We start from the raw sequence: 13,378 nt of genomic DNA on the forward strand, positions 1-13,378 counted from the left end.
TTCATCTCCTTGTTATCAAAGATTGATCACCGAGCGCGCCGGAATGCCGAGTGGAACGGCGCGCCCCATCTGCCTGACGGTCAAATCGATCACCGCCAGCCGCGTGCCGAAATCGGCAAGCTCGTCTTCTGCCGGATAAAGGAAGGACGGCTCGGTCACCTCGACGCTCCTCAACCACCGCTCCGCCCGCCATCAGATCGAGACGGTATCGCTCCTGCGGTTCGTCCAGCGGAATGTCGGAAGCCTCCCAGCCGTCCGCGTCGATCCGACCCCGTCTTGTCCAGCCGATCGCGATGTCACCATCGCTTCTGCGTTCTGCCCGCAGATGCACCGGAGCCATCGGCGTCTCGGCTCGCTCACCACCCGCAAAGACATGAGGCCCCACACGGTCGCCATTGCTGCCGAGGCTCTCGGCAAGCCAGTTGAGCGACCGGCCACGCTCCTCGCCGCCAAGCCCGAGCGGCACGATTGAGTCATCCAGAACCACGCACACACTTCTTGCCAAGGCACCTGCCGCAGTCGCGTCCTGCGTCCCAGAAAGTCCACGCATCAGACCCGACAGCCACCAGCGTTTGGGCGCGACTTCCTCGGCAGACAGGAAGCCTATGATTTCCCAGACATCGTTTTGGGCTCTCACCGCGATCCGGTTTTCGCCGGACAGCACGGCCAGTTCATCCGCGGACGAAAGCCCGCCGAAATGGAGGTCCAGTTCCAACACGTTCGCATGGTCGAACCGACCGGAAATGCCGGGAAGCAATGGAGAAGAAAGCGCTCCGAGCCGCGCCGGGCGGTCGATCGTCACCCGCGTCCTGTAGCCTTCGCTGGTCGTTGATGAAGAGATGGCCATGCGGCGCCAGGGCCGGCAATATCCGGCAATACAGGCGAAACTTTCAGCCGCCGCATCGGTCAGGCGCGGCAGATCCATGAAATGCAGGATCGGCTGGAACGCATCGAAGACGCCTCCGCCGCTCGTATTGCGCCGGCCGGCCATCACGTTTGAACTGGACGGAGGAAGAGCCGCATGGTGCCGCGCCTCGATCCGGCGCACCGCACCCTCCTCGACCCGCTCGACCACGAATGTCCCATCCGGTCCATGGACAAGCCGGATCGCATCCCCGTCTCGATTGCCTGCTCGCTCGGCGAGATGGCAAAGCTGAGCGTTCGCCTGGCAATACGGTTCGCTCGCAAAGCGGTTTCAACCGCGCCAAGCGCCGTTTCCTCAGAGAGCGTTGCCGGTAGATCATACCCCAGTACCCGGCGACTTTCCGCCGCGACCGGGCGTGAGCGCGCACTCGCCTGTTCGTAGTCCAGCATCGGATTGTAAAACGTCAGTGCCGCCTCGGCGGGAAAATCGCTGTCATGACCGCGATTTTCAGTCCACAGCGGTTCGTCTTCGATGTCGACCAGAACTATAATTTCATGCGGCTTGAGACTCGATCCAAGCCGCGAAAGAAAGCTGATCCGGCCAGAATCCTCGACCGCATCGATCTGAAAGACATCCATCAGCGGTTCGATCAAGGCCCGTGCCGAGATCAGATCGGCCTGTACATAACCGCTCAGATCGCCGCTCATCGCCGAAACATCGAAATTCTCGATACCGTGGTCGATGAGGATCGCTGCAATCGCATCGGCAAGCGTCGTGCCGCCGATACGTCCGTTGAGCCAGTGACCGGTCCGCCAGTTGCTGCCGTCACTCCATATCGACAGATCATCCGGAAACGCCGGCTGCGGTCGTGCATCCCAGGACCAGACGAACATGTGACCCGGATCGACCATGCCTTCCGGCGCATCACCGCCCTGCCAGTGATCGTGATGCGCTTCGAGGAACCGCCGCTGCTGACTGTCCGCCCTGCCACCCGACGAAAAATAAGGGAGACTGCTTTCCGCCGATTTCGGATCGACGAATACGTTCGGCTGGTTGGCGCCCTTGTCCACCGCGGGGCAGCCCAGTTCGGTAAACCACACGGGCTTCATGCCCGGCGTCCAGGCGGTTGGCACTGCCCTCTCCGCACCACCCACCCGGTCGAAATGCGGGTGCCACCACCAGTCTGAAATATCCTTGTAGCGAAACACCCAGGGCTTGCCGGCCAGTCCATCGCTGATTGGAGAGCGCTTTCGGCTGAACCGGTCGGCGTCGCTGGCGTAATACCAGTCATATCCCTCGCCGGCCGCAATCTGCCGCGCCATCCCAGCTGCATCGTCACGCGCCGCAAATCCATCCGGATTAACCTCAGCGAGATCCTCGTCGCGCCAGTCGGAGAGCGGCATGTAATTGTCGATCCCGACGGCGTCTATATCCGGCGACGCCCAGAGCGGATCGAGGTGGAAAAACACGTCCCCCGATCCATCCTGCGGATGATAACCGAAATATTCGCTCCAATCGGCGCCATAGGTGATCTTCGTCGCGGCATCCATCCGCGCTCTGACGTCGGCTGCCAGATCGACCAGCTCTTCGACGAAAGGAAAGCGATCCGCCTCATCGCGCAATTGCGTCAGTCCGCGCAGTTCCGAGCCGATGATGAAACCATCCACCCCACCCGCATCGACAGCCAGTTCCGCGTAGTGCAGAACCATACGGCGATACCCTTCCGCTCCACCGCCGAAAGCTTCGACCTGTGTCCGTGCAGCCGCCGTCTTGTCCGCCGTCCCAGCTTGTCCGGGCGCCGGATGGCAGGTGATCCGCCCACGCCAGGGATAGGCCGCCTGTTCCTCCCCGCCATGGGGATCGGAAAGGCCGTTGCCCGGCGGAATATCCATCATCACGAAGGGATAGAGGCAGACTTTCAGCCCTCGCGCCTTGAGATCTGCGATCGCCGCCCTGACACTGGCATCGCTCGGCGTGCCGCCATAGGCAGGCCCACCGTCCCGCCGGCTGATAAGATATGCGCTACCACGGTCTATGCCGGCCACCGACCACGGATCGCTCTCATCCCGCCGTTCATCCACCTCGACGCCGGGCAAGATCCTGCAATGCCCGGCGCGCAAGTCCGTGCCGAACCATGACACAACCAGCGCCACCCGTTTGAGGTTAGGGCAAAGCGCCTGCAACTCGTCGATGGAGGCCTGCCAGTCGGTCAGCGCCGTCGTCGTATGCCGGTTGATGATGCGGCCGCTGCCCTCGCTGGTCTTTTCCGTCACTTGGCCGGTCTGGTAGCCATGCTCCGTCGCGCCTGGAATGATCGTCACCGCGCGGATTTGGCTCTCCAGCGTTCCGACCGGCCGCAACACCTCGAATTGCAGAAGGGGGATACGATTGCCGAAGACATCGAGCGGCAACCGTTCGAAAACGACATAGGCAAGCCCGCGATAAGCAGGCGCCAACCCATCGCCCTGTTTCGCCTCGATCAGAGGATCAGGCAATTGATCTTCTTCGCCACGATAAACGCGCATCTCGATCGCCGTCAGGTCGATCTCACGACCGTCCGCCCAGACACGTCTTACCCCGGCGATCGGCCCTTCACACAACCCGGTGGCGAAATTGGCAAAATACCGAAAGGTCTCGACCCGCGGTCCCGTCGCCTTGCCGCCGGTGCGCTCGCTGGTCACCTCCTCCTCGAAACGCGTCGCCCAGATCAGCGTCCCGCCGATCCGCGCCGTCCCGTAAAGCCGGTTGATCGCGGTGCCCTCATCGGCTCCTGGAATGCGTGCCGTACCGAGCCTCGCGCCCGAAATCGTCTGGCTACCATTGATCAACGCCCGATCGACAACACTGCCGGCCAAAGCGCCTGCAGCCCGCCCGCCAATCGCCCCGATCGGACCGAAGACACCACCGAGCGCAGCCCCTGCCGCCTGAAAAAGAAGAGTGGCCATAAGCTCTCCCCACGCATCAGCCTTCACGGCTGGATGCGCGTTAAAATTGTGATAGCGTGTGAATGTTTGGGAGCAAAAGCAGCATGCGCCGAGCCAGCCCGGCGCATCAGCGAAGACTGGCTACGCTGACTTTGGCAGAAGCCCTGCTTTCAAACCTGGAGGTGATGTTATGAGGCTCAAGCCGATTAGCGTTACGCTTATCTGGAGGGTGACCCGGACGGGCTGGTCAATAGCCGTCCGGATCAATCTCAAAAGATAAGTAAACCGGTGGGCGGGGTTGCACCCCCGCTCACCACTTCAGCAATATACGCCAGCCCGCCGCCGTTTTCAATCAGTCCGTGCCGTTGGAAACCGATGCACCGCAGCGATCCGCCGTCTCCACGATGGCACCAGCGCCGAGCGTGTCACCGTGGCCTGCTCATAGGCATGGATAAAATGCGTCGGCGCTGCCAGAATGCCCGCATGCTTGGCGGCGCAATCCGGTCGCCAGCGAAACAACAGCAGATCGCCAGGCTGAGCTTCATCGAGCACCAGAGACTGGCCGAACAATCGCCGCGCCGCCGCGAGTAATCGGTCCTCACCGCTTCGCTCCGCCCAATCCGGCGCATAAGGCGGCACTGCCTGCGGCTCTTCGCCATAAAGCTCGCGCCAGATGCCGCGGATCAGGCCGATGCAATCGCAGCCCACACCCTTCTTCGCGCCCTGATGCCGGTATGGCGTGCCGATCCAGCTTTGCGCCAGCGCAACGATCCTGTCACCCATCTCGCTCATTCGAAGATCGGTCCGCCGTCGTGGATCCGCTCCCCGTCCGCATAGGAATAGGCGAAGTTCGCTCCCGGCACATGCGGGAACCCACGAAAATTCAGCTGGTTGGCAAAACGTGCCCGGCATGTCTCAAACGTCTTGTCGCATCCGGCCGTCACGGTGAAGGTCCGACCAGGCTCGACCTCCTCTTCCAGCGGCAGCCACAGCGAAAGCACCACCGTCCCGTCGGCGCGCCGCTCGTGCATGTCCACCTCTGCGAATATACCGCTGGAAAACGCGATCCTGCCCTGCCGGAAGAAACCACCGGCGAAACCCGCCAGCCCCGAAACCAGCAGCCTGCTCCGATCGCCCATCTCGATCACCTCGCCCTCACCGCGCCAAACGGCAAGGTTCACCCGGCAACGGCCATCCCCGAGGCTCGCGTCACAACGGCGATTGTAGAGCCTCCCCTGCGGCTGGTTCAGCCGGTGCGCCAGGCTGCGCAACTCGGCGCGAAACTGGCCGCCTGCCCGCACTACCTCGCCGATTTCCCGGACATTGAGCAGCATACGCTCATCCGGCGCCGCCCAATTGACCAGAAACAGCTCGACCCGCGCCCCGTCATACCGTCCGGCAGCCAGATCCGCCTCATCTATCGCGGCATTCGAAAACCCGCCCGCCACTTCGTCGGCTCCAGCGCCCAGCCCTGCCGCCTGCTCGCTTTCGCTTGCCGCAAACCCGCTCGCCGCCAAAAAGCCCGTGTCATCAAATCCCAGATCCCGGTCATGGTCGGTAAAGCCGATCACTACGCCGTCGCGTCGCGTCACCCGCCAGCAATGGCAGATCGTCGTCGCCTGCCCGTCGAGATGCGCCTTCAGCGCCGAAGGGATCGTTCTCATGCCAGCACCTCCGTCAACGGTATGGTCGGGATGCGCCCGGCATCGAAATGCGCGAGATTGACGTCGATCCGATCGATGTCGAAACGCACCGGCACATCGAACTCATATCCGGCCTCGACCAGCGCACCGACAGCCGGTATCTCGCCCGCAGCAAAGCTCAAGATCCCGGTCGCCGCATCCACCGAATACGCGGTGCCGGGCACAGCCACGCCATCCACCGAAACCAGCACCGTTCCCGCAACCGGCTTGACGATCCGCCGCGTCCAGCCGCCGCCCGCGTCCTGATAGGTCTTGACCAGTTGAAACGAGGCAGTCACCCCATCCCCGGTGCCGATGGTCTGGTCACTCGCAGAAACAGCCCCGCCCGGCGGACACGAGGCCCAATCGACCGGATCGCGGAACCGAAACCCATAGAGCTGCCCCCCGGCGCGCCTCGAAAAACTCCAGCACCGCATAAAGATCGGCCAGCGACCTGATGCCCGATCCGGCATCATAACTGCGGCGACTGTCGCGCCAGCGCTGGTTGCGCTGTTCCCGCCCGTTCGAAAGGTTGACGATATCGGTGCGCCGCACCGGCCCGCCGCTCGCCCCGAGCGCCACCGGCAGCGGAAACCGCACTTCATGAAATCCGCTCATCATGCTCTCCCGTCAAAGCCCTCTGCGCCCGCGCATGACACTGCGTGCCAGCATGGCCGAAACCTGCCCCTCGCTTTTTCGAAAGCTCGCCGCGTCGGTTGCCGTCACGTTGAAAACGATCTGCGGCATCGCCCCGCCACTGCCAGCCGAAGCCACGCCAAGCGAACCGTCCGCGCCGCGTTTGAGCGGCAGGATCGCTTCCGGCCCTGCCTCGCCCATCAGCCCGGTGCCGCCATTTATCGGAAAATAGCTCGGCGCCCGCACCACGCCGCCATCGGCAAACGGCGTCACCGAGCCGATCAGCGATCCCACGGCATTACCAAGCAGCCCTTCAAGCGGCTTCAAGCCTGCACTGAGAGCAATATCCGTCAGTCGGTTGCCAAGACCGCGCAGCACGTCTTCCAGCCCCTTTCCGCCCGTCGTTGCCGATCTCAAGGCACCGGTCAGCGCCGCGCCGAACCGCTGCGACCGCGCCTCCAGATCGGCCATCACATCGGACAGCGCCTCGGCCCCTGCCAGCGTTTCGGATACGTTCGTATCGTCGTTTTCCATTCTGTTCTCTCCATGGGTCTTTGCCCCTCACCCACCTCCCGAAACAGGTCAAAACGCCGTCGTCCACACTGCCTGCCGGCAGCAACGCGTGTTAAATTCACATCGTGAATCACGGAGCGGCGCGGGCATGGCAGTGGACAATTGGGAAGAAGACCGGTTTACGGGCCGGTGGGAAATTTTCGCCACTGAACCGAACCACGGATGGGTCGATTGGAACGGCGGCTCACCGCCGTTCACTGTCGGCGATGTGGATGTACGTCTCCGCTCCGGTCGCCTCATTTTTTATCGAGGCGTCGTGGGGATCGGTGGAAGGAAAAATGACGGTGGCAATTGGCTGCATCTTGGAGAGCGGACCGACATTATCGCCTACCGCCGTCATCCAGTTTCCCTTTATCCGGGCGACCCAAACGAGGTTATTCCATTCTAACGACACCCTCATCGAGGCGCAGGGCGATGGTGAAGATATCCGCAATCACCTGTCCGGAAACGCCCGCATCAACTCGTCCAGCTCCGCCCTGCCCGTCGCCGCCCCGCGCGGTCTTGCGCCACCAGCCATCAGAAAGAACTCCGCCGGCGTCATCGCCCAAAAGTCTTTTGGAGGAAGCCGCAACAGGCAGAAGCCGACATGCATGACGACATCCCAGGGAAAGGGCGCCGTCGCGCCAGCCCGGCCATCATCTGCATCCCTGCCCGTTGCGGCGTTCAAGGGTTTGCCGAAACCGCCTCCCCGCGCCCAGCAAAGGTCGCCGTCAGCAGCTCGCCGATAATTCCGGCATAGGTCGCAATCCCGCCCTCGACGCTCATCGCCGCCACCTCGTCGTCGCATAGAAGGTTGCCGCCGCCGCGCAGGCCCGCACCGATGATGCGGATCATGTCGGCCGCCTTCAATTTGCCGGAGGAAAAGCGTGCGGTGAGCCCGCTCAGATCGTCGACGGCAAAAGCCGTCTCCAGTTCAGCCAATGCGCCGAGCGTCAGGCACAAAATACGGCGCTCGCCATCTATCAACGCCACCACCTCGCCACGCCGCCGGTTAGCCCGGCTGCCGATCATACCCGCCAAAGTCATACCCCTCCCGGCCATCACAGCACCCCGAATGCCAGCGCGCCGGCCGATTCCAGCGCAAGTTCAAACCGCACCTCGCCATTGTGCTCGCCGGAATATTCGAGCGCCGTCAGCTGGAACGGCCCGGCGATGGTGCCGAAACCCGGAATGACGACCTGCCAATTCAGGATCGCGGAGGAAAAAAACGCCGCCCTCACCTTCTCGTCACTCTCCTGGTCCTTGAATATCCCGGCCCCCGTCAGCGATGCGCGCTGGACACCGGCACCGCCCAGCAATTCCCGCCAGCGCCCGACACTTTCGGCATCCGTCACATCCACCGTCTCGGCATTGAAGGCGAGGCGGCGCGACCGCAGTCCCGCCACCGTCGTCAACACGCCACCCTCATCGACCTTCAGAAGCAGGTCCCTGCCTTTCTGCGCTGCCATGCTGTCATTCCTTCTCGATTGGATCTCATCTTCTCGCAGCCTGCCACTTCTCCGCGATCACCGGACCTGCTACAGCCGGAGCCGCCTGCCCCTTCCTCGATGTCGCATCCCATGACCTTTTCCCTTCGTTCGGCCCAAACCGTGGGCGTCCTTGCCATCACGCAGTTGATCGGGTGGGGAACGACCTTCGAGTCGATCGGTGTGATCGGCCGCAAACTGGCGCCGGATCTCGGTCTGGCGAACGAGATCGTCTTCGCCGGTCTGTCGGTGATGATGATGGTCAGCGCGCTGTTAAGCCCGCTCACCGGCCGCCTTCTCGATCGTCATGGTGCGGCCCGCGTCATGGCGGCAGGATCGCTGTTTTTCGCCGGCGGGCTCATTCTCCTGGCCAGCTCCACCGGCATCCTCACCTATGCGGCGAGCTGGATCATCCTCGGTCTCGGCGGCGCCATGGTGCTGTCCGCGCCGGCCTATACTGCCGTGGTCGAACGGGAGGGCATAAACGGCAAACGCACGATCGCCATCCTCATGCTGTTCACCGGCTTGTCCGCGACGATCTTCTGGCCGCTGCTCAGTCTCTCTTCGGATCTCTTCGGCTGGCGCACCAGCCTGCTGATGGCGGCCGCGCTGCATGCCTTCGTCTGCATGCCGCTCTATCTCTTCTGCCTGCCCAAACCGATCGTCTATGCCAAATCCGATACGACCGCGGACCTTGCTCCGGTTCCACTGACACCCGGCAATAGAAAGCTTGCCTTCCTGCTGGTGGCGATGACGACGGCGATTGCCTCCTTCGTCACGTTCGGCCTCTCGCCGTCGCTGCTGGAGATCCTGCATCAGTCAGGCGCCTCGCCGGAATTCGCCCTGCAGCTTGCCGCCGCACGCGGGGTGCTAGGCATTTCCGCCCGTGGCATCGACATGCTGCTCGGCAAGCGCGGCAATCCGTTCATCACCTCGGTCGCCGGCTTGAGCTTCATGCTCCTCGCTTTCGCCTGCCTGCTGCTTCTGCCGGCATCGAGCTTCAGCCTGTGGATCTTCATCGCCCTTTACGGCTTCGGATCGGGCATACTCGTTGTCGCCCGCGCGTTGCTGCCGCTGGCTTTATTCTCGCCGCGCGAATACGGCCGCCAGGCGACCCGCCTTGCCATGCCGCAGAACATCGCCAATGCGGCGGCGCCGATCGTCTTCACGGCGCTTATCGACCGCACCGGCATAATGACCGCGCTGGTGTTTTCGATCGCACTCGCATCCGTGGCACTGGTTTCGATCATCAGGCTGATCTCGCTGGTGCGGAAAGCCAAAGCTCGGGCGGAACTCATTCCGTCACAGCCCTGAACCGGATGTCTGCGAGATAATATTTTGTCTTCGCCTCCCGCCGCGTCCGCATTCCGACCCGCAAAAGGCTCACCAGAACCGCGCCGTCCAGCACCAGCGACGCATCGTCGAGGAGCGCCGTCACCTTCGCGGCGATCTCCAGCACCTGACGTCGCCCGTCGCCCTCCGACCAGACCTCCAGCGCCAGAAGATGCTCCTCGCCGGGCTCGCGCACGGTGGAGAAATCGCGTGTCTCCATATCGCCGATCACGATCGCCGGAAGTTTCGGCCGCGCCAGCAAACGGTCACGAACACCGTCCGCCCCGATCACCACTGTGAGCCCCGCATCGCCGGTCAGTCGCGCATGGATCGCCTGCAGAAGTGCATTTGCAGCGTTCATCTCCCGTCCTCCTCACAGAGGCAGGTGAGGTAACGCCCTGTCTCGTCCGGGTCCTGCACCAGTTTCACCGCAAACAGCCGCGCCCCTTTTCGCAATCGCTGACCTGTCGACACACCTTCGCGAAACCGCAGCCAGATACGATGGGTGATCGTCCCGATCTCGGCACCGGCCCTTTCAGCAAGGCTCGACGATACCGGCTCGATCTTCGCCCACATGGCGGCGATCTTCGTCCAGGTCACCGCCGCGCCCCCCTGCCCGTCCGGCGTGCTCACCGGCTCTTCCAGCGAAAGCCGCGCCGTCATCTGGCCGGGATCGAAGAAGACGACCATCAGAGCCTCCGCAGACGAAATGGCGCGATCAGCCGCTCGTAACCGTCCGGCACGCCCGCCGGCTGCTGCTCCGCAGAAATGACACCGCGGAAAGCGAACATATGACCGATATGGACCAGCATCGCCCGTTTCAGCGTGTCCGGCACATCCGTCCCCGCCTCGCCGTAACCGGCGGAAAAATCGATCTCGATGCCGTTCACGGCGTGACCAGGAGAAGGCGGATCGCGCAGCCACAGCCTCGCAGGCCGTCCCGCGCCATCGAGCAGATGATCTTCAAGCGAAACATCTTCCCTTGAAGCTTGAGCTGAACATCATCTTCGCCGCCCGCCGCATCTGGCGGACGAGTTCGGTTTCCCGGTCGCGGAAAAACCGCGCATGCTTGACGTCGGAGACCCGCGCCGATGGCAGCATCGGAAAGGTCACGACGGAAATTTCCCAGAGATCGGCTTCCAGAATGCGCCGCACCCCGGTCTTGGCATCGGTGCGCGCCTTGACGGTCCGAAACCCGATCGACAGCCCGTCCAGCGCGCCGGATTTCATCAGCGAAAACACCTCGTGGGACCGCCCGACGCCGGGCGAAAGCACGCCCTCGACATAAAGTCCGCGGGCATCCTCGCGGATCGTCTTCCAGGCGCCGATCGGCTCGTTCGGATCGTGCTGGTAAAGCATCCTCACCCCCGGCGCGCCGCGCGCCACAAGCGAGTTCATAAATGCTCCGCGCTCGATCCGGTCCTTGCCCAGATCGACCTCGCCGAAAACGCTGGCATACCCCGCAAACGTCCCGTCGCCGGTAATGCCAGCCAGTTCCAGATTGGCGAATTTTCGCGCATTCGGGCGCGTCAGAATACGCATGGGGGCGCGGTGCCCGCGGTGAGCGTGCATGAAAGTCTCCTGAATTGAATTGAGCGATCGGTTCGGCCACGCGCCGTGGCTGCGTTGAAGCCTTCCGCAAGGCGGGTTATACTGACCGCATGGGTCCCTGAATGGGGCATGTCATGCAGACATTGATGCTGATTGCGCTCGGCCTCATCTCAGGCACTGCAGTCATCGCCGGCGCTGTCAGCCTGGCTCTGCATCCCCCGGCTATTTTCCGAAAGCCACTGTTGGCTGATGCGCTCGACAGGCCGGATCATGCGTTAGCGGATGCGGTCATGTATAACGGCACCGACGGAGAAGGAAGCAGCGGCGACAGCCACGGCTGACTTCTAACGCCGCCCACCATATCTCTCCGCCACCCGCGACAAAGCCCCCAGCACCCACCAGGCGCACAGGCTCGCCGCAGCCGAGCCAGCCAGCATCGTCTCCGGTCCTGAAAGCGTGCCGGATATCTCGAGCCGCTCCACCAGCCACAATCCCGTCGGCCCGCCAAAAATCAGCCCGCAGCTCATGCCTGTCGCAAACCGGCTCGCCGCCTCACGCCTGCTCTTCGGCAGAAGATAGATCAGCGACACGCCGGCACCGGCAAAAGCCCCGGCCGTCTTCGCCGCCCAGACGCCGAAAAGCGCCCCCGGATCCTGTCCAAGGTCAGCCATTGTTAATCTCTTTTCGATTAGAGGGGCGCGAAGATTGGCCTTGCCCAAGATACGCTACCGCCACCAAGGCACATGCCTGTGGCATACAGGGCTACGGCGGTATCAGGTTGCCACTCTCGGCGACGAGACATTCGTTAATGTTCAGAATCGCTTGAGCCGTGATCTTTAAAGATTGAGTCTAGGACTTCACGGGTTGAGTGAGGCTGCACTCATGCGCCCCTACTCTTCCGCATCAGGCCGCGTCGCTCTTCGTCTCACCAAGCAATTCGGCGAGGAATTCTTCCGCATCGACAGTTTCGCCGCGCTCGATCTGCTCCTCACCCTTGCGGATCTGCAGAACGTCGTTGCCCTCCGCCATCAGGTAATATTTCAACGCCCGAACGATCACCCAGCTGCGGCTGCGATCGGCCGTTTCGGCAATTTTCTCGATATCGTCGAGAATGTCCTGCGGCACACGCAAGGTGATCGGGTCAGACAGAACCGGCTTTTCGGCATTGTTCTTCTCGGCCATCGAAACCTCCATTTGTAATACGGCGTATTACAAATTACACCTACAGGCCCCTTCCATCAATATCCCACCGCCTCGCGCTTTTCCTCGTCACTGAGAAAACCCGCCGCCCCGACCCGCGCCCACGGCGTTTCGCGCTCGGCGCTCAAGCCGGCGATCCGGTCGAGATCCGGTTCCAGCCGCAAACCTGCATAACTCTCCGACAACCAGCCGGAAAAGCTCGCGGCCGTGCGGGCGATCAGCGGCAGAACCGTCAGCCGGTAGAAGGCGCGGTAGGCCTCCTGGTAATTGGCATAGGTATTGTCGCCGGGAATGCCGACCAGCATCGGCGGCACCCCAAGCGCCAGCGCGATATCCCTTGCGGCGCCATTACGCGCCTCGATGAAATCCATATCCTTCGGCGAAAGCCCCATCGCCTTCCAGTCCAGCCCGCCCTCGAGCAGCAGCGGCCGCCCGGCATTGACCGCTCCGGAATAACCAGCCTCAAGCTCCTCCTTCAGCCGCTGATACTGGTCGCTGGACAGATTGCCGCCATCCTTGGGCTGATAGACCAGCGCACCGGAAGGCCGTGCTGAATTGTCGAGCAAAGCCTTGTTCCAGCCCGCCGCCGCATTGGAAAGATCGAGCGCCGCCCCCGCCGCCACCAGCGGCGAAAACCCGGAATGGTCGTCGAGCGGATGAAACAGTTTCAGATGCAGCAGCGCCGGCCGCCCGTCTTCATTCTCCGCCGCCAGCCGCCGCGTGCCGCCTCCGGCACGATAATCGTAGCCCGTCACCCAGCCATCGCGCCCCTCGACGACATTCACCCGGTCGGGTCGCAGCAGATGCAGCTCGCGTAAACTTCCGCCGATCGTCAGCGGCTCGACATAGGCATTGCCGGACAAAAGCAGATGCCCTTACAACGCCTCGAAGAAATCCGGCCCGCCCTGCCGCCCGTTCGGCCTTGTGAGAAGCTGCAGCGCCGGATGATCCGTAACCTCCGCAGCGCCCTCATAGGCCAGCCACGGCACGGCGGCAGCGGCCTCCGCAATCATCCGCACCGCCCGATGCGCCACTGGATTGCGCATGAACCCGGTCCGCGCCAGCGCCGCATAGGAGCGTCCCGACCAATGCGCCGTCCCCTCTCCCGAAAGCACGGCAAAGGCGGAAGTGACACCTGCCCCCATCTTC

General features: G+C 62.9%; 16 protein-coding genes and 3 pseudogenes. 3 read left to right on the forward strand and 16 right to left on the reverse strand.

Annotation, left to right across the window (positions count from 1 at the left end):
* Nucleotide 1: 1 nt before the first annotated feature.
* From FHP24_RS29510 to FHP24_RS05140, 6 genes and pseudogenes are all read right to left on the reverse strand, one after another.
* On the reverse strand, nt 2–1,075 hold the full coding sequence (locus FHP24_RS29510; RefSeq protein ID WP_449224053.1) for a GTA baseplate fiber-binding domain-containing protein: 1,074 nt from the start codon (nt 1,073–1,075) through the stop codon (nt 2–4).
* On the reverse strand, nt 991–3,810 hold the full coding sequence (locus FHP24_RS05120; RefSeq protein ID WP_449224054.1) for a baseplate multidomain protein megatron: 2,820 nt from the start codon (nt 3,808–3,810) through the stop codon (nt 991–993). The genes FHP24_RS29510 and FHP24_RS05120 overlap by 85 nt, the downstream gene beginning before the upstream one ends.
* Nucleotides 3,811–4,137: 327 nt before the next feature.
* Nucleotides 4,138–4,581, reverse strand: a complete 444-nt coding sequence (locus tag FHP24_RS05125; RefSeq protein ID WP_139673770.1) for an NlpC/P60 family protein — start codon at nt 4,579–4,581, stop codon at nt 4,138–4,140.
* Nucleotides 4,578–5,453, reverse strand: a complete 876-nt coding sequence (locus FHP24_RS05130) for a DUF2163 domain-containing protein (protein WP_139673773.1) — start codon at nt 5,451–5,453, stop codon at nt 4,578–4,580. Before FHP24_RS05130 ends, FHP24_RS05125 begins: the two co-directional genes overlap by 4 nt.
* Nucleotides 5,450–6,089, reverse strand: a pseudogene (locus FHP24_RS05135) (phage distal tail protein, Rcc01695 family). The gene FHP24_RS05130 and the pseudogene FHP24_RS05135 overlap by 4 nt, the downstream one beginning before the upstream one ends.
* Nucleotides 6,090–6,101: 12 nt before the next feature.
* Nucleotides 6,102–6,641 (reverse strand): phage tail tape measure protein, encoded by a 540-nt coding sequence (locus FHP24_RS05140; protein ID WP_139673776.1) that lies wholly within the window; start codon nt 6,639–6,641, stop codon nt 6,102–6,104.
* A gap of 127 nt (nt 6,642–6,768) precedes the next feature.
* Here FHP24_RS05140 and FHP24_RS05145 point away from each other — a divergent pair, with 127 nt between their 5' ends.
* Entirely contained in the window at nt 6,769–7,068 is a 300-nt protein-coding gene (locus FHP24_RS05145; RefSeq protein WP_139673779.1) for a hypothetical protein, read from the forward strand.
* Nucleotides 7,069–7,113: 45 nt separating this feature from the next.
* Here FHP24_RS05145 and FHP24_RS05150 read toward each other — a convergent pair whose 3' ends face one another.
* From FHP24_RS05150 to FHP24_RS05160, 3 genes are read right to left on the reverse strand one after another with little or no spacing between them, the layout of a single operon-like run.
* The gene (locus tag FHP24_RS05150; RefSeq protein WP_180355835.1) at nt 7,114–7,347 is read right to left on the reverse strand and encodes a rcc01693 family protein; all 234 of its coding nucleotides are present in this window, start codon (nt 7,345–7,347) and stop codon (nt 7,114–7,116) included.
* Nucleotides 7,344–7,706 carry a gene transfer agent family protein gene (locus FHP24_RS05155; protein ID WP_246091607.1) on the reverse strand — a complete coding sequence of 121 codons (363 nt, stop codon included), beginning with the start codon at nt 7,704–7,706 and terminating at the stop codon, nt 7,344–7,346. Before FHP24_RS05155 ends, FHP24_RS05150 begins: the two co-directional genes overlap by 4 nt.
* A gap of 14 nt (nt 7,707–7,720) precedes the next feature.
* Entirely contained in the window at nt 7,721–8,128 is a 408-nt protein-coding gene (locus FHP24_RS05160; RefSeq protein ID WP_139673785.1) for a phage major tail protein, TP901-1 family, read from the reverse strand.
* A 111-nt stretch (nt 8,129–8,239) separates the two neighbouring features.
* Between FHP24_RS05160 and FHP24_RS05165 the strand changes: the two genes are divergently transcribed.
* On the forward strand, nt 8,240–9,460 hold the full coding sequence (locus FHP24_RS05165) for an MFS transporter (protein ID WP_246091608.1): 1,221 nt from the start codon (nt 8,240–8,242) through the stop codon (nt 9,458–9,460).
* Here FHP24_RS05165 and FHP24_RS05170 read toward each other — a convergent pair.
* From FHP24_RS05170 to FHP24_RS05185, 4 genes and pseudogenes are all read right to left on the reverse strand, one after another.
* Nucleotides 9,441–9,839, reverse strand: a complete 399-nt coding sequence (locus FHP24_RS05170) for a DUF3168 domain-containing protein (RefSeq protein WP_139673792.1) — start codon at nt 9,837–9,839, stop codon at nt 9,441–9,443. The two genes, FHP24_RS05165 and FHP24_RS05170, sit on opposite strands and share 20 nt — an antisense overlap.
* Nucleotides 9,836–10,168 carry a phage head closure protein gene (locus FHP24_RS05175; RefSeq protein ID WP_180355894.1) on the reverse strand — a complete coding sequence of 111 codons (333 nt, stop codon included), beginning with the start codon at nt 10,166–10,168 and terminating at the stop codon, nt 9,836–9,838. The genes FHP24_RS05170 and FHP24_RS05175 overlap by 4 nt, the downstream gene beginning before the upstream one ends.
* Nucleotides 10,168–10,437 (reverse strand): annotated as a pseudogene (locus FHP24_RS05180) (head-tail connector protein); the annotation flags it as partial. The gene FHP24_RS05175 and the pseudogene FHP24_RS05180, both read right to left, overlap by 1 nt.
* A 4-nt stretch (nt 10,438–10,441) precedes the next feature.
* Nucleotides 10,442–11,050, reverse strand: a complete 609-nt coding sequence (locus FHP24_RS05185; protein ID WP_139673796.1) for an HK97 family phage prohead protease — start codon at nt 11,048–11,050, stop codon at nt 10,442–10,444.
* A gap of 113 nt (nt 11,051–11,163) precedes the next feature.
* Here FHP24_RS05185 and FHP24_RS05190 point away from each other — a divergent pair, with 113 nt between their 5' ends.
* On the forward strand, nt 11,164–11,370 hold the full coding sequence (locus FHP24_RS05190) for a hypothetical protein (protein WP_139673799.1): 207 nt from the start codon (nt 11,164–11,166) through the stop codon (nt 11,368–11,370).
* Between the two features lie 3 nt (nt 11,371–11,373).
* On the opposite strand, the gene FHP24_RS05195 is transcribed toward FHP24_RS05190, so the two are convergent.
* The 3 genes and pseudogenes from FHP24_RS05195 to FHP24_RS05205 form a co-directional block, all read right to left on the reverse strand.
* Nucleotides 11,374–11,700, reverse strand: a complete 327-nt coding sequence (locus FHP24_RS05195) for a DUF6107 family protein (RefSeq protein WP_139673803.1) — start codon at nt 11,698–11,700, stop codon at nt 11,374–11,376.
* Between the two features lie 232 nt (nt 11,701–11,932).
* Entirely contained in the window at nt 11,933–12,211 is a 279-nt protein-coding gene (locus tag FHP24_RS05200; protein ID WP_139673806.1) for a CopG family ribbon-helix-helix protein, read from the reverse strand.
* Between the two features lie 56 nt (nt 12,212–12,267).
* Nucleotides 12,268–13,374 (reverse strand): annotated as a pseudogene (locus FHP24_RS05205) (phage portal protein).
* Between the last annotated feature and the right edge of the window lie 4 nt (nt 13,375–13,378).

Source organism: Aliirhizobium smilacinae (assembly GCF_006335145.1).
In the GTDB taxonomy this organism is placed as follows: Bacteria; Pseudomonadota; Alphaproteobacteria; order Rhizobiales; family Rhizobiaceae; genus Neorhizobium; species Neorhizobium smilacinae.